This is a genomic window from Levilactobacillus namurensis DSM 19117 (assembly GCF_001434785.1).
Classification (GTDB): domain Bacteria; phylum Bacillota; class Bacilli; order Lactobacillales; family Lactobacillaceae; genus Levilactobacillus; species Levilactobacillus namurensis.
In genome coordinates this window covers 33,123-46,857 of record NZ_AZDT01000021.1, presented here as the reverse complement: position 1 = coordinate 46,857, position 13,735 = coordinate 33,123, and the positions used below count along the sequence as shown (strand labels likewise).

The 13,735-nt window shown below is 53.7% G+C and carries 15 protein-coding genes and 1 CRISPR repeat array; of the genes, 3 read left to right on the top strand and 12 right to left on the bottom strand.

Features of this window, described 5'->3' with window-relative positions; genetic code table 11:
- Window positions 1–66: 66 nt before the first annotated feature.
- From FD30_RS04340 to FD30_RS04320, 5 genes are all read right to left on the bottom strand, one after another.
- Window positions 67–318 carry a hypothetical protein gene (locus FD30_RS04340; protein WP_024747292.1) on the bottom strand — a complete coding sequence of 84 codons (252 nt, stop codon included), beginning with the start codon at window positions 316–318 and terminating at the stop codon, window positions 67–69.
- An 18-nt stretch (window positions 319–336) separates the two neighbouring features.
- Complete coding sequence (locus FD30_RS04335) at window positions 337–792, bottom strand: GNAT family N-acetyltransferase (protein ID WP_024747291.1); 456 nt, start codon at window positions 790–792, stop codon at window positions 337–339.
- A 265-nt stretch (window positions 793–1,057) separates the two neighbouring features.
- A complete protein-coding gene (locus tag FD30_RS04330) occupies window positions 1,058–1,915 on the bottom strand; it encodes a hypothetical protein (protein WP_056944040.1) in 858 nt (285 codons plus the stop codon).
- 95 nt (window positions 1,916–2,010) lie between these two features.
- Window positions 2,011–2,481: a flavodoxin family protein gene (locus tag FD30_RS04325; RefSeq protein ID WP_056944039.1), complete on the bottom strand. Its 471-nt coding sequence runs from the start codon at window positions 2,479–2,481 to the stop codon at window positions 2,011–2,013.
- A 45-nt stretch (window positions 2,482–2,526) separates the two neighbouring features.
- Window positions 2,527–3,204 (bottom strand): dihydrofolate reductase family protein, encoded by a 678-nt coding sequence (locus tag FD30_RS04320; protein WP_056944038.1) that lies wholly within the window; start codon window positions 3,202–3,204, stop codon window positions 2,527–2,529.
- A gap of 85 nt (window positions 3,205–3,289) precedes the next feature.
- Here FD30_RS04320 and FD30_RS04315 point away from each other — a divergent pair, with 85 nt between their 5' ends.
- Entirely contained in the window at window positions 3,290–3,742 is a 453-nt protein-coding gene (locus FD30_RS04315) for a MerR family transcriptional regulator (protein WP_056944037.1), read from the top strand.
- A gap of 48 nt (window positions 3,743–3,790) precedes the next feature.
- On the opposite strand, the gene FD30_RS04310 is transcribed toward FD30_RS04315, so the two are convergent.
- The 3 genes from FD30_RS04310 to FD30_RS04300 all read right to left on the bottom strand — a co-directional run bounded on the left by FD30_RS04310 (window position 3,791) and on the right by FD30_RS04300 (window position 5,440).
- Window positions 3,791–4,282 (bottom strand): hypothetical protein, encoded by a 492-nt coding sequence (locus FD30_RS04310; protein WP_056944036.1) that lies wholly within the window; start codon window positions 4,280–4,282, stop codon window positions 3,791–3,793.
- 99 nt (window positions 4,283–4,381) lie between these two features.
- The gene (locus tag FD30_RS04305; protein ID WP_056944035.1) at window positions 4,382–4,882 is read right to left on the bottom strand and encodes a flavodoxin; all 501 of its coding nucleotides are present in this window, start codon (window positions 4,880–4,882) and stop codon (window positions 4,382–4,384) included.
- Between the two features lie 21 nt (window positions 4,883–4,903).
- Window positions 4,904–5,440, bottom strand: a complete 537-nt coding sequence (locus tag FD30_RS04300) for a flavodoxin family protein (protein ID WP_056944034.1) — start codon at window positions 5,438–5,440, stop codon at window positions 4,904–4,906.
- A 115-nt stretch (window positions 5,441–5,555) separates the two neighbouring features.
- Here FD30_RS04300 and FD30_RS04295 point away from each other — a divergent pair, with 115 nt between their 5' ends.
- On the top strand, window positions 5,556–6,458 hold the full coding sequence (locus FD30_RS04295) for a LysR family transcriptional regulator (protein ID WP_056944033.1): 903 nt from the start codon (window positions 5,556–5,558) through the stop codon (window positions 6,456–6,458).
- Window positions 6,459–6,520: 62 nt separating this feature from the next.
- Here FD30_RS04295 and FD30_RS04290 read toward each other — a convergent pair whose 3' ends face one another.
- The 3 genes from FD30_RS04290 to FD30_RS04280 are packed head-to-tail and all read right to left on the bottom strand — an operon-like array spanning window position 6,521 to window position 9,970.
- The gene (locus FD30_RS04290; protein WP_056944032.1) at window positions 6,521–8,047 is read right to left on the bottom strand and encodes an ABC transporter permease/substrate-binding protein; all 1,527 of its coding nucleotides are present in this window, start codon (window positions 8,045–8,047) and stop codon (window positions 6,521–6,523) included.
- On the bottom strand, window positions 8,022–8,978 hold the full coding sequence (locus FD30_RS04285; protein WP_056944031.1) for an ATP-binding cassette domain-containing protein: 957 nt from the start codon (window positions 8,976–8,978) through the stop codon (window positions 8,022–8,024). The genes FD30_RS04290 and FD30_RS04285 overlap by 26 nt, the downstream gene beginning before the upstream one ends.
- A gap of 38 nt (window positions 8,979–9,016) precedes the next feature.
- The gene (locus FD30_RS04280) at window positions 9,017–9,970 is read right to left on the bottom strand and encodes a zinc-binding dehydrogenase (RefSeq protein ID WP_056944030.1); all 954 of its coding nucleotides are present in this window, start codon (window positions 9,968–9,970) and stop codon (window positions 9,017–9,019) included.
- A gap of 65 nt (window positions 9,971–10,035) precedes the next feature.
- Between FD30_RS04280 and FD30_RS04275 the strand changes: the two genes are divergently transcribed.
- Entirely contained in the window at window positions 10,036–10,458 is a 423-nt protein-coding gene (locus FD30_RS04275; RefSeq protein ID WP_056944029.1) for an Lrp/AsnC family transcriptional regulator, read from the top strand.
- Between the two features lie 162 nt (window positions 10,459–10,620).
- Here FD30_RS04275 and FD30_RS04270 read toward each other — a convergent pair whose 3' ends face one another.
- Window positions 10,621–13,131, bottom strand: coding sequence for an ATP-binding cassette domain-containing protein (locus FD30_RS04270; RefSeq protein ID WP_056944028.1), 2,511 nt, complete (start codon window positions 13,129–13,131; stop codon window positions 10,621–10,623).
- A gap of 124 nt (window positions 13,132–13,255) precedes the next feature.
- Window positions 13,256–13,713: a CRISPR direct-repeat array (repeat unit 29 nt; unit sequence GAATCACCCCCGCATACGCGGGGAATACT).
- Between the last annotated feature and the right edge of the window lie 22 nt (window positions 13,714–13,735).

The window sequence follows — 13,735 nt, the reverse complement described above, 5'->3', positions numbered from 1 at the left end:
ACACCATTTTTTCGTCCATTCTGTCTTCAAAAAAAGGCCGACCCCCAATCGGTCGACCCTAAATGACTATGCCTCTTCGGCGCCATTCTCCACAAAGACGTGCTTATCGTCCAGCACGTACTGAAATTCAACGGCGTTCAGCATTAAGCTGGCCCGGAACAGGGCTTTGATTCCCTGCTCATTACTCATGACCACGAAGAAGTCCCGGTCAGTGCCACTGACGTGTTGGAAATCTTCGTATTCACCCTTATACCCTGACTTGCGGAACAGGGCAATAATCTGCATCATTTCTTTTTGCGTTACCGGTTTACTAGCCAATTTCAATCTCTTTTCTCTCTAATTTTTCTGCATTTCAAAGTTTAGCAGGTTCACCCCTGCACGTTCAACCACAGTTTCTCGAATCAGACGGTAGCCTTCCCGCTCGAAGAAGGGCCGGGCCGTGATTGAGGCGTAGGTCTGATACCGATTCGCGGCGACCTGTTCTTCTAACGTCCGCACTAAAGAGCGGGCGATACCGCGACCTTGATGGGCGTAGTGGACGTACAAGCGGTCCAGGTACCCCGTAGCCGTCATATCCGCAAACCCCAAGAGCGTCGCATCCTCCACCGCCACTAAGGTCTGGTGCGTCAGAAGGGACTTTTGCCAACGGTCCCGGGTCACCCGGTCATCGTTGCCGATCCAAGCGGCGACCTGCTCTGGCGAATAATCGCGCCAGTTGACGCGTTCGACGGTCTCCCGAAAGAGTTGCCGTACCGCATGTAAATCGGTTGGTTCGTAGGATCTTAGGTGCATAATAGTTAACCTCCCGATTGATTGATTTCCTAGCGTTGCTCATGCTAACCACTTCTGCGGATGCTTCAAGCGTCACACGAAGAGCTATTATACGTCAAACTGGCCTATTTTTGAAGCCGTTTCGGTGAAAAATCATCTCCCGATAGCTAACCATCCGTTAAACTCACGGGACCTAAAAGGACGCCATCAACCTGAGTGTTCTCAGGCCAATTGCGTCCACTAAATTCAGCTTAAGTTGATTCTGGGAGTTTTCCCTAGAACGGTTTTAATCCAAGCCCTGGTTAAACCGCCCAACAAAGTAACGCTTGCCGTTGACCTTGTAGTTGGTCCAAGTTCCTTGAGCGTCGTAGGTGTCGTCGACCGGGAAGAACCGCTGGGTATGCTTGCCCTTCAACTTCTGGATGGTCAAGCGGTAATGGTTCTTGGCAACCTTCTTGTTCGGCAAGCCCTTAATTGGCTTCTTGTAGTCAATCGTGGTCTTAGCCCCCTTGACCGTCACCTTAGACACCTTGGCCGAGTACGTCGGCTTCCACAGCTCGTTGACCGTCATCTGGTAGACCCCGCCACCTGGTGCGACCTTCTTCATTGCTGATGCGCTGTAGGCCTGCAAATAGTTATCCAGCGTCAAGTAGAACGCTGACGGGGTCTTCAACGTGTACTTTCCGCTAGTCTTAAAGCCCGTTCCCTTTTGGAACAGCAGCGTCCGGGCCGGTGCCTTGAGCTTGACCGACTTGAAGTTGGCCTTGGTAAACGGAATTGAGATCTTTCCGCGATAATTCAGGTTCTTTTGCCGGTTATAGTGAACCGCACCCGAAGAAAAGGCAGCTCGAATCACAATATTTCCCGCCTGGTCCTTATCATTGGCGGCGCCACCCATCCCCTGAACGGCTAACAGGGAGCCCTTCTTCTTGATCAGTGGACGATAGGTCTTCCCCGACTTCTTCAAAATACCAACGTCCATGGTCTTCTTTAACCGCACATAGCTGGTCTGGTTCCCCCAGTAGGCGCTCTTAGCCGACCCGGGCAACACCGTCTTTGCCTGAGCGGACACGGTCGTCCCGGCTAAGAACAGCCCCGCGACACTGGTCGTTACCACTAAGGCACTACGTAAAATTTTAGTCATTTCACTCATCCTCCTCTAACTCTTATTTTACACGAATAACAATTAGGGGTGGGTAACAGTTTGATGACAAATCTAAGTATCAGCTACTGGTTCGATTAGTTCTTAATTTCCGCCAGCCAGGCCGTCACCTGTTCCGGGGATAACGTCGGTTGGGCTTCCAATCCCGTGCGCACCAGTGGACCTGACACCAACCCCGCAAAATCCCGCTGATAATCGCCAGGCGTTCCCGCATCCGTGTAGAAGGGGGCCACTACGCCCGCATAGTCGGTCAGCTGTTGTAAGAAGCGACGGACTGGCGTTGCAACCTTCGCCCCCCAAACAGGGCCGCCCACCAAAAGCGTGGTGTATTGGCCCAAATCTGGCAGTGAATTGGTCAACGCGGGCAAGTTTCCCGTTGCCATTTGTCGTTGCGCCGTTTCAAACGTGGCGTTCATCTCCCGCGGAAAGGTGTTTTCCGCTACCGTTAGCTCCACCAAATCCGCTCCGGCCTGCGCGGCAATCACTTGGGCCGCTCGCTTGGTCGTTCCTGACCAGGAGTAATAGACAACTAAAGTTTTACTGGTCATATCGTTTACCGTCCTTTCATTGAGTCTAGTTCGTTACTAGCGATTTTACTGCGCTAAATACCGTAACCAAACCGCACCATCATCAAAGCTCTGGACCGCCTTTAGCTTAAGTGGGAGCGGCTTACGGTCAGCTGGGCGACCATCGAAGACCGTCGGCTGATTGACCCGACCATCAACGCCGACCCCAATCAGGAGGCTAATCTCATCAATTAGACCGGCATCCAAAAAGCCGCCGTCAAGCTTACCGCCGCCCACAATGGCTAAGCGTTCAACGTGAAACTCATCCCCTAAGACGTTCATGGCTTGCGCCAAGTCAATCTGGGTCTTCCCCGCCACAATCCAGGAAATCTGCTGCTTCGTCAGGTAATCTAAGTAAGCCTGACTGGCCTGTTCACTGGTAATGATCAGGTGCGGCTGGCTTTGCCCCGCATCGTTGGGCCACAAGAGTGTCCCCCGTGTATCCAGAACCACGTTATAGCTGGCGGCCGTTTGGTTCTTGGCAAAGCCTGGCTTACTAGATTGTGCACCCGCAGGTCCCCTGAACGTCTCACCCGTCGTCAGTTCCGTCTGAGCCGTGACCCGGCCGCTAATTCTAGTTGGCGCATCAATGGCTTTGAGGGTCGCATAGTAGTGGTCGACACCCGTTAATTGGGCAGTCATGTCACAATCGATCCGACCATCGACAGCCATCATCATGTGACAGATGATATAAGGTTTGGTCAAAATAAGGTCCTTCTTTCTTGATTTCTATCAGACTTCCGTTATCATAATCCTTAAAGTTAACTTTAAGTCAAGGGAAGGAGCCACCATGTCCACTACTTATACCATTGGCCAAGTCTCAACGGCCTTAAACATCCCCAGTTCTACGTTACGCTACTACGACAAGTTACACTTCTTGCCTCACCTGAAAAAATCAGCAAGCGGTATTCGCCAGTTCGACCAAGCCGATATTGATACCATTCGTATCATTGAATGCCTAAAGCTCGCCGGTCTCTCCATCAAAGAAATTCAGCAGTTCACCCAGATGCTGGCTGAGGGCGATGCCTCATTAGCCAAGCGCCAACAGTTCTTCCACCAGATTCGGCAGAACTTTATTCAAAAACTCACTCAAATGCAACAAACGCTCGCGGTCCTCGACTTCAAATGTGCTTACTATGATCAAGCCGCCGCTGATGGCACCGAGGCTCTGGTCCAAAAGAACATGTCCCTGTCGTCCGTCATCCCCGACCAGCCTGCCCTGCCCACCAACTCGCCTGTCTAAACTTAAGCAGCACGCCTCACGATTGCCGTGAAGCGTGCTGCTTTTGGTCTAATTGTTCAGTAAAAAACGATACGTGGTGGTCGGCAACGTCATCTTCTGAGTTCCCGGATTAAAACGGGTCAGAACCACCGGTTTCAAGCTCTTTAGGGGTTGCGGCTGCACTAAAACCCACTGCAACTTACCCCGCACCTTCATCCGGTGAAGCGCAAAGTGACTTTCCTGGTAATTATTCTGCGGATCCCGGCGGTCAATCACCGTATAGGTCCGCCACTTACCGGTCGCACGGGTCTGGACCACCGCCACGTGGGACAGGTTCCGCATCTGGTGGCCATCCCGGTAGGAGCGGTAATGGTGCTTGGTCATCACCGTTTTCCGCAAGCCGTCCGTATTACTGCCATAGTAATGGTACCAAGTCCCCCGTAAAACCTTAGGAATCGTCGTGACCTGGCGCGTCTGAGTTGCCGCCTGCGCCGAAGTTCCCCCTAGTGACATCATCAACAACATACTTGCAACCGCAATCATGCCCGCTTTACCTGTCATTTCGATGACCTCCCCCTGCTCTGGCTTACCTTAAGTATACCCTCGCCATCACCGTTACAGGGAGAATTTGACCCCCTAATTTAGCAGTCGTTAACCATCCTAACCCAACGACTCAGCGACCTTTAACTTGCGTAGCCACTGGTCAATCTGACGACCGTTCATCACCACCGCTCCAGGTAACAAATCAGCCGTTGAGTGATTTTCCCGCAACGTACGGGCCAGGTTCCGCTGCGAGCGACCATAGTCCGATCCACCGGAAGTGGCGAAACCCGCTACCCGTTTTCCATTAAGGTCCAAATGGTCGAGCGTATCATCAATCAACCGTGGCGGAATCCCCCACCAAACGGGATGACCCACCAAGACCGTCTGATAACCACTAACGTCTGGTAAACTAGCCGGATCCACGGCTACCCGACTGGCGTGTTGGTGTTGTTCAATCGACGTCCGGGACTTAGGGTCATGCCAGTTTAAGTCCGCCGCCGTATACGGCTGTTGGGCGCGGAGCTCATGAATATCTGCCCCTAGTTTTTGGGCAAGCTGTTCCGCCACTCGTTGCGTGGTTTTAGTCGCTGAGAAATATAAGACCAACGTCTTTGTCAATTTAAAACTTCCTTTCGTATTCTAAGCATGGATGCTCTGGCCCAAGTGATACGCCGCTTGAACGTGTTGGGCTAATTTTTGTTGATTCCACGAATCGTCGGCGTAAATGTCGCCGAGACTGGGCCAGCGCATATAATCTTGCAATTTCTGGAGGTGCAACTTAATGGCTCCGAGGTCCTCTTGGGTCCCATAACCCGCTACCAGAACCACCGACTTTTTGCCCTTTAACTCGTGATTGTAGTCGTAGAACCGATCAATCACGGCCTTAAGTTGGGCGTTAATCCCAAAATAATACAACGACGAGACTAGGACTACCGCATCGGCCGCCAAGAGTTGCGGGAGGACTTCATTTTCCACCACATCATTGTCCGGAATCCCCACTTCCATGCCGGGGGCCTTCTCGAGTTGCAAGAAGTGCGGTTGCGCGGCCCCCTGCAACCCCGCATCGTAACGGTAAATCGTATTATTGGCTTCCCGCGCACCCGTTTCAAAAGCATCTGCTAATTGCTTCGACGCTCCCGGATTATGGGGACTTCCCGTTAACATCACAATTTTCATTTTGTCATCGTTCCTTTCTGAATGATTCTAGTATAGATGGCCATCAGTTACTTGAAAATTGACCATTCTTCATGCTAGGATAACTTTGATTTATACTCGTTAGGAGGTTGCCACCATGATTGATTATCACTTATTAGAGGCACTAGTCACTTATGCACAAGTGGGCACCTTGGCCAAAACTGCTCGGCAGTTGGGAGTGACCCAACCCGCCATCTCGCACACCATGCGCCACTTAGAGGAGCAGCTGGGCGTGCAACTCTTTATCCGCACCCCCAACAAGTTATATCTTTCGGAAACCGGTAAGTACGCTGCCCGGGAAGCCAAGAAACTCCTAAACAGCAATCTCAACTTCACCCAGCGCGTTCAACAATTCAATCAAAATCAGGCTACCTTGACCATTGCGGCCAACGCTCCGGGACCCCTAATTGTGTTACGCGCACTGAAAGCTCCCAACGTCAAAATCTGGCCGGATTTTCTAACCACTGACGCAGCCGCTATGCTGGCTGACGGTCAGGTCACCTGCGTCTTACTCAACCATCCCCTAGACACGTTCGATACCACCTCTGTTTTTCTGGGAACCGAGAACATGTCGGTCAATCTCCCGGCCGACAGTCCGTTGGCTAAGCACTCAACGCTTTGTTTTCAAGACCTGCATGACCAAACGTTGATGAGTCCTCAGGGAATTGGCTTTTGGCATCGCATCTACCAAGAGCAGATGCCGGACGCTAAGTTCATCTACCAAGACCAATCTCAGGTCTATAGCGAGATTCTGAACTACTCCAGCCTCCCGTTCTTCACCACCAACCTAACCAATCCCGCCGATGACTGGGGAGCGGACCTCCCCAAGGACCGGATTTTCAAACCTTTAACGGACAAGCTGGCCCATCAACCGTTCTACGCCACATTTTTGACCCGTCATCGCGACCGGCTCCAGCCCCTCATCGAACGACTCCAAGACCAATGGGACCGACTGGACGCTGCCGCTATCCACTCGCCAGACACGCCAGCTTCGCCCTAAAATCAGAAGACGTCAAAAACACGCGCCCAAGCAGACGCGTGTTTTTTAGTGATTTGATTTATTTACTTCAATAACCCATGTGCCACCAGGTAACGGTGTGCGACCGTGCTGGCCTGCTGGTGCTTGACTGCAACCTGATAGTTCATCTTCCGCATATCGGCGGCCGTAATCTTGCCGCCCAGACGGTTCAACGCCTTGACCACGTCGGGATGGTCGCGGGCGAACGACTGGTTCATCAGTGGCGCCCCCTGATATGGCGGGAAGAAGTGCCGGTCATCCTTCAGAATCACCAGGTGATACTGTTGGACCTGCGGATCAGTGGTGTACCCATCCACCAAGTTGACCCGGCGGTTAGCGATGGCCTGGTACCGCAGACTAGGTTCCATCTTCGAAATCTTGGCAAAGTCTAACCCATAAGCTTTCTGCAAGCCCAAATACCCATCCGGCTGGTTGGAGAAGTCCGGATCAAAGGCCGCGTGGACCTTATCGTTGACCCGTTTCAAATCACTCAGCTTGGTGACGTGATACTTCCGAGAGAACTCCGGCGTGACCGCCAAATCATAGCCGTTTTCATACTTCATCGGCGTCAAGAAGCTCATCTTGGCTTGAGAAGCCAGTTCACGCTTGGCTAATTGGTAAATGGCGCCCGCCTGCTTAGGCGTCTGTTGCTTGGTCTTGATCAACGAGGTCAACACGGTCCCGGTGAATTCAGGATAGATATCGACCTGTTGGCGTTGGAGGGCCTTATAGACAAAGGCCGTCCCACCAAAGTTCGGCTTCAAGGTCACCTGCGCTCGCGAATTATCCGCTTGGATCAGGTCCTTGTACATGTTCATCAGGATCTCCGGTTCACTCCCTAACTTTCCGGCAATCGTGATCTGGACGGGTTGGGGCCGCAGGGCTTGAATCCCCGCATAGCCACCCCAGCCGACTAGACCCAATAGGACCACCACGCCGGTGACCGTTAAGCGCCGTTTAGATGACCCGATAAACTTGAGCAAGCCACTGAACAGAAGGGCCAGCAAGGCGGAAAGGACACCCCCGATGACCAGGTACTGGTTATTGTTTTGTTGAATCCCCAGCATGATGTAGTCCCCTAAACCACCAGCACCGATAAAGGCCGCTAAGGTGGCGGTCCCGATGATCATGACTAAGGCGATTCGAATCCCCGAGATAATCATGGGCAACGCCAACGGAAATTCCAACCGCTGCAGGCGTTTCCACTTCGAGAGGCCGAACGCAACGGCGGCTTCTTCTAATTGCGGGTCAATCTGAGTTAACCCCGCGTAGGTGTTTTGATACAGCGGCATGATGGCGTACAGGGTCAACGCCACCACGGCCGGGACCGTTCCGATCCCCACGATGGGAATCATCAACCCTAATAGAGCTAGGCTGGGGATGGTCTGAATCACCCCGGCCACCTGCAGGCCGACTTCGCCCCAGCGCCGGTGATTGCGCAACCAGATGGCTAAAGGCAACGCAATCGCCATAGCAATCAGCAGTGCAATAAAGGAAATCTCAATGTGTTGGAGGAAGGCCTTTAGAATGGCCCCGCGCTGATCGCTAATCGTTTGCCAAAGTGCGTGCATCGGTGCCACTCCCTTCCTGTCCTAAGTACGTCAATAACTGTTCGCGCGTCACCGAATAGCCCTGCCCCTGATACTGAAACGCCAACTGGGGCACCGTCTGGAGGCGGGTGATCAGGTCACTGAATTGGGTGAGGACCGGTAGCTGGTCCGTCACCGTGACCTGGTCGAGGAGCCCCGACTGTACCAGGTAGGCCAACTGCCACCAGTGCGGCTGACGGCTGCCGAAGAACTGGCGAATGAAGTCGTTGGCTGGGTGCCGCAGGATCTCATTGGGCGTCCCCACCTGTTGGAGCTCCCCCTGATGGAGCACGGCGATTCGGTGCCCCATCCGCAAAGCTTCCTGCATGTCGTGAGTCACGAAAACAATGGTGGGCCGGTAAGTCTGGTGGAGCTTCAGGACTAATTCCTGAGCCTTTTGCCGTAAGACCGGGTCCAGCGCGCTAAAGGACTCATCCATCAACACCAACTTGGGCGCCGTTGCCAGTGCCCGAATCAACGCCACCCGCTGTTGTTGGCCCCCCGAGAGTTCGTGGGGGTATCGGTCCGCGTACTGTTCGGGATCCAAGTCGACCTCCGTCAATAATTCGGCGGCCCGTTCCCGGCGTTGCTGCTTGCCGACTCCCTGCTGTTCGAGTTGAATCGTCACGTTGTCCGCAACGGTCAGGTTGGGAAACAGGCAGCTGTCCTGGAGCACGTACCCCATATGTAGCCGCAATTGCCGCACGTCATAGGTCTTAATCTTCCGGTCGTCTAAGTAGACGTCCCCGGCAGTCGGGACCGTCAACTGGTTGAGCATCCGTAATAGCGTGGTCTTCCCGCTCCCACTGGGTCCCACTAACACAAACAACTCGCCATCCTCAATGGTCAGGTTGATATTTTTCAAAATCGTCTTATCGCCGTAGGTCATCCCCACGTCTCGGTAGGTAATCATCCGCAAACTCCTCTCTAAACGTTGGCTCTCGGCCCGCCCTAAGGCAAGACCACGACCTTTCCTGGCTGGCGTTGCTGCTCTAAAAAGCGGTGCGCCGCCGGTAGTTGGTCTAAGCCAAAGACCTTGACCGGGTGAACGTCCAAGTGCTGGTTCTCGATCAGCCGAAGCAGGTCATTCAACTGGGCTTCATTAATGGTGTAACTGGCAAACGAGGTCATGTAGCGGTCGTTGGGAATCGCCGTGACCGGGTCAAAATCGGGAATCGTCCACACGTTCCCCATGTCGCCCGTAACGCTGGCGATACCCCACGGCGCCAAGTGCTGCATAGAATCTAAAGCCGTGGCTGCCCCCACCAGATCCAGAATCCGGTCCACCGGCTGGTTCGTTTGGAGGTGTTGCGCGTGGTCTTGCACGAAGCCATCATAGCCTAAAGGTTGCCACTTGTCAGGCATTAATGCTCGCCGCGAGGTTCCCAAGACCGTTAGTTGGGGTGCCATGGCTCGGGCCAACTGCAAGGCGGCCAACCCGACGCCCGTTGTACCGCCCCGAATCAACAGGGTCTGCGCCGTCGATAACCGCAACTGCAAGAGTGCGCGGTAAGCCGTGTGGTAGGTCTCCGGGACCGCCGCCAGATCCGCCCAAGGCAGACTAGTCGTGACGGGGTGAATCTGCGCATTGGGTAATAACGCGTACTCGGCGTAACCGCCATCGAAGTCGCGGCCCATCTCACCATTCATCGAGACGACCTTTTGCCCCACCGGTAACCGTTGGGCATCCGTGGTCTGATCAATGACCCCCACGCATTCGATTCCCAGGATCCGGGGGAAGGTGACCGACGGCGACTTGCCTTCCCGGGTAAAAATCTCCGAGTGGACAATCCCGAAACCTTTGACCTTAACTCGCGACCACCCGGGTTTAACTTGCGGTGTCGGAACGTCCGTGTAAGTCAACACGTCGGCGTCGCCCGGCTGATAAACCACAACTGCTTTCATTTTTTAATCTCCTTTACCCTGTTGTATACTAATCCTAACTTATCTGTTTAAGGGTGGCATCTTTTATGACTCAAATCGACCAAACTGATATTCAAATTCTAAATCACCTTAACCGAAATTGTCGCATCACCAAGAACCACCTTGCTCAGCTGGTCCATCTGACCCCACCGGCCGTGGCCGCTCGCATTGCGCAACTGGAAGACAGTGGCGTGATTCGCAAGTACACCATCGAAGTCGACCCGGAAAAACTGGGGTACACTCATCAGGTCTTCATCCAGATTCAACTGGTCCACTTCAACCACCAGGACTACCACGCGTTCATCCACCGGAAACGCAACTTTATTCGCCACCACTACAAGATTTCCGGTCAGATGAACGAGATGCTTCAGGCGGCATTCCACTCTAGCGCTGAACTCAACGCGTTTCTGGTGGAATTGGAAGCTTACGCAAACTACCAAGTTTTAGAAATTATCGATGAATTGATTTAACCACCACAACCCTTTTAGTTTACTTGCTGGTCTTACCCCTTAACAGGGAGAAACCAAAGGAATTCCTGGGAAAAACCTTATTTTCTAAAGTTTCATACCCCCAACCAAAAAAGCCAGCTTCTCACAGGTAACGCGTGAGAAGCTGGTTTTAAACTCATTCTACTAGTTAAATCGGCGCCAGTAATCAGCAAGATACTGACTAGTCAGCCCCTGTGACTGGCGAATCAAATCCTGTGGTCGCCCCTGAGCGACAATCTGGCCACCCTTCGCGCCACCCCGGGGACCTAGATCCAACACGTGGTCGGCGTTCACGATCAAGTTCAGGTCGTGGGTGATGGTAATGATGGTCGCACCACGGTCCAGCAACTGTTGCATCACGTTGACCAGCGTCTTGACGTCCAACGGGTGCAACCCAATCGTGGGTTCATCGAAGACGAACAGCGTGGTGGATTGGTTATGGTTCAAGTGCTTGACCAGCTTCAGCCGTTGGGCCTCACCGCCGGATAGACTCGGCGTGCTCTCGCCTAGATGCAGGTAACTCAACCCAACTTCCTTTAATAGCTGCAATTCCCGGTGAATCTTGGGAACGTCTTTGAAGACGGCCAACGCCTGCGGGATATCCAGCTGTAAGAGGTCGACGATGGAGTAGCCGTGCCACTTGACCGCCTGCACAGCCTGGTTATACCGTTCGCCGTGACAGACTGGGCAGACCTGCTGCATGTCGGGCAAGAACTGGATGTCTAACGTGACCACGCCAGCGCCACCACAGTTCGGGCAGGCTCCCTGTTTGTTATTGTACGAGAAGTAACTCGGTGTATAGTGTTTTTCCTTAGCCAATGGCTGCGCAGCGAACAGCCGCCGTAAGTTGTCCATGATACTGGTGTAGGTCGCCACGGTCGAACGCTGGGTCTTCCCCACCGGCGAAGCGTCGACACTGACCACTTCTTTGACCGGTGACGTTAAGGCCTTGACCTGCGCCGGCAATGGTTGCCCCTTGATCTGACGTTGAATGGCCGGTACCAGGCTATCCAGGATCAAGCTGGTCTTGCCGGCACCGGAGAACCCGGTCACGGCACTCAGCTGGTTGACCGGTAACCTGGTCTGTAGGTCTTTTAGGTTGAAGTAGTCGGCCACGTCGAAGCTGATCTGATCACTAGCGGGCGTCGGAGCAATCGTGCGCGCCAATAAGTGCGCTGTGCCGTTGAGGTAGGGACCAATCTTAGAGTGCGGGTTGTCCGCGACATCCTGCGGCGTCCCCTGGGCGATCAGCTGACCACCCTCCGCACCGGAACCAGGGCCGACCTCCAGAATCCAGTCGGCCGCCTGGATGATGTCGACGTTATGATCGACCACCACCAACGAGTTCCCTTGGTCGACTAACTCCCGAAAAATCTTGAGGAGGCCACTCACGTTATCCGGGTGCAACCCGATTGAAGGTTCATCCAGCACGTATAAAACACCGGTGGTCTGGGTCCGTAACGTCCGGGCCAGCTGAATCCGTTGGAGTTCCCCGGTAGATAAGGTGTTTCCGTTCCGGGCAATAGTCAGGTAGTCCAACCCCAGCTCCAACAATGGCCGCAAGTCATCTTCGAATTCCTTGAAGAGGCTAGTCGCCACTTGATGCATGTCAGCCGGTAAAGTTGCCAGTACCTTTTGTTGCCAGTCGGTCAAATCGCCTAAGGTCAGGTCACTAACCTGGGCAATGTTCAAACCGCCCGCCAACTGGGTCAAGAGTTCCGGCTTAAGCCGGGTGCCGTGACACACGGGACAGGTGGAGTAGTGGAAGAATTCACTGATTCGTTTCTGCGCCCGTTCACTTTGGCTGCTCTTGGCTGATTCCAAGACCGCCGCATGGGCGTTTTCGTACAGCGCGTTGAAGTCGTGGAAGACCCGTCCCGTCCCGGAAACGAAGTCCATCTTGTACTTTTTCTGCGGACCGTTTAACACGAAGTCCTTTTCCTGGTCGGTCAAGTCACGGTACGGCACATCCGTCCGAACCCCGGCGTGAGCGGCCACCGAAGGCATGAAGTTCCGGCCGGGCAGGTGCCACGAGGCCACGGCACCCTCCTCTAGGGTCAGGCTATCGTCACCAATCAGCTTGCTCTCATCCAATTGGCGTACCTTCCCCGTCCCTTGACACTTGGGGCAGGCCCCGTCCGAATTAAAGGCGAAGTCTTCAGCACTAAAGGCGTTAAACTTGACGCCACATTCTGGGCAGGTCAATTGTCCCATTTGAAAGCCGTCGCGCGCCATCGCCTGGGCAATCTCTAAACTAGGTTCAAGTCGGTGGCCGTTAGGGCAGACCGGTGAGCCTAGCCGGGAGAAGATCAAGCGAATGATGTTAAACAGTTCACTCATGGTTCCCACGGTCGCCCGCTCAGAGGGAACGGCCGGCCGTTGTTTCAAGGCTAACGCCGACGGAATGTGCTTGACACTGGTCACGTCCGCCTGGGCGCCCAGCTTGATTCGCCGTCGGGTATAGGTCGATAGCGCTTCTAGGTAGCGTCGCGACCCTTCTTCGTAGAGAATCCCCATGGCTAACGAGCTCTTCCCCGAACCCGAAAGCCCGGAAATCGCGACGAACTGGTGCAGTGGGATATCCACGTCAATGTTCTTCAAATTATGGACCCGCGCCCCGCGAATCTCAATCTTTGTCGGCAATGTGGTTGCCATTGAATCGACCCCTTTCGCTTGATCATTTACCTGTTAGAAAACCTTTTGTTTCAAACTATTTTCATGGTATCACGATTAACATTTCAAACCCAGCTATCTATTTCTCACTAGATTGCCCGATAAAGAATTACCCTCGCATACGCGAGGAATACTGGGCACCGGTGTGTGTACGTTCTACCCCCCTAGAATCACCCCCGCATACGCGGGGAATACATGTCTGTTAGTCACCTTTATTTCTATAATAGAGAATCACCCCCGCATACGCGGGGAATACTTATGACCGCTACCCGTACCGTGTTCTGGTGGGGAATCACCCCCGCATACGCGGGGAATACTCCCCAAGCGCTGGTAAGCGTTGTAAGCCGTCAGAATCACCCCCGCATACGCGGGGAATACTAACAATTGCTTGCTAACAGTCTGCTTGACGGCGGAATCACCCCCGCATACGCGGGGAATACACGCCCGTATGGGTAACCAGGTCACGTATTTTGAGAATCACCCCCGCATACGCGGGGAATACAAAGCGCCGTAAGTGATGGTATATATGGTATTAGAATCACCCCCGCATACGCGGGGAATACACTAAAGGAATCCCGGTAAATCA

Excerpts from the sequence above, each read along its gene's own strand:
- FD30_RS04275 (WP_056944029.1), top strand. The coding sequence starts at position 10,036 with ATGACTCAAATCGACCAAACTGATATTCAAATTCTAAATCACCTTAAC.
- FD30_RS04290 (WP_056944032.1), bottom strand. The coding sequence starts at position 8,047 with ATGCACGCACTTTGGCAAACGATTAGCGATCAGCGCGGGGCCATTCTA.
- FD30_RS04335 (WP_024747291.1), bottom strand. The coding sequence starts at position 792 with ATGCACCTAAGATCCTACGAACCAACCGATTTACATGCGGTACGGCAA.
- FD30_RS04280 (WP_056944030.1), bottom strand. The coding sequence starts at position 9,970 with ATGAAAGCAGTTGTGGTTTATCAGCCGGGCGACGCCGACGTGTTGACT.
- FD30_RS04285 (WP_056944031.1), bottom strand. The coding sequence starts at position 8,978 with ATGATTACCTACCGAGACGTGGGGATGACCTACGGCGATAAGACGATT.
- FD30_RS04330 (WP_056944040.1), bottom strand. The coding sequence starts at position 1,915 with ATGACTAAAATTTTACGTAGTGCCTTAGTGGTAACGACCAGTGTCGCG.
- FD30_RS04310 (WP_056944036.1), bottom strand. The coding sequence starts at position 4,282 with ATGACAGGTAAAGCGGGCATGATTGCGGTTGCAAGTATGTTGTTGATG.
- FD30_RS04295 (WP_056944033.1), top strand. The coding sequence starts at position 5,556 with ATGATTGATTATCACTTATTAGAGGCACTAGTCACTTATGCACAAGTG.
- FD30_RS04270 (WP_056944028.1), bottom strand. The coding sequence starts at position 13,131 with ATGGCAACCACATTGCCGACAAAGATTGAGATTCGCGGGGCGCGGGTC.
- FD30_RS04300 (WP_056944034.1), bottom strand. The coding sequence starts at position 5,440 with ATGAAAATTGTGATGTTAACGGGAAGTCCCCATAATCCGGGAGCGTCG.
- FD30_RS04325 (WP_056944039.1), bottom strand. The coding sequence starts at position 2,481 with ATGACCAGTAAAACTTTAGTTGTCTATTACTCCTGGTCAGGAACGACC.
- FD30_RS04315 (WP_056944037.1), top strand. The coding sequence starts at position 3,290 with ATGTCCACTACTTATACCATTGGCCAAGTCTCAACGGCCTTAAACATC.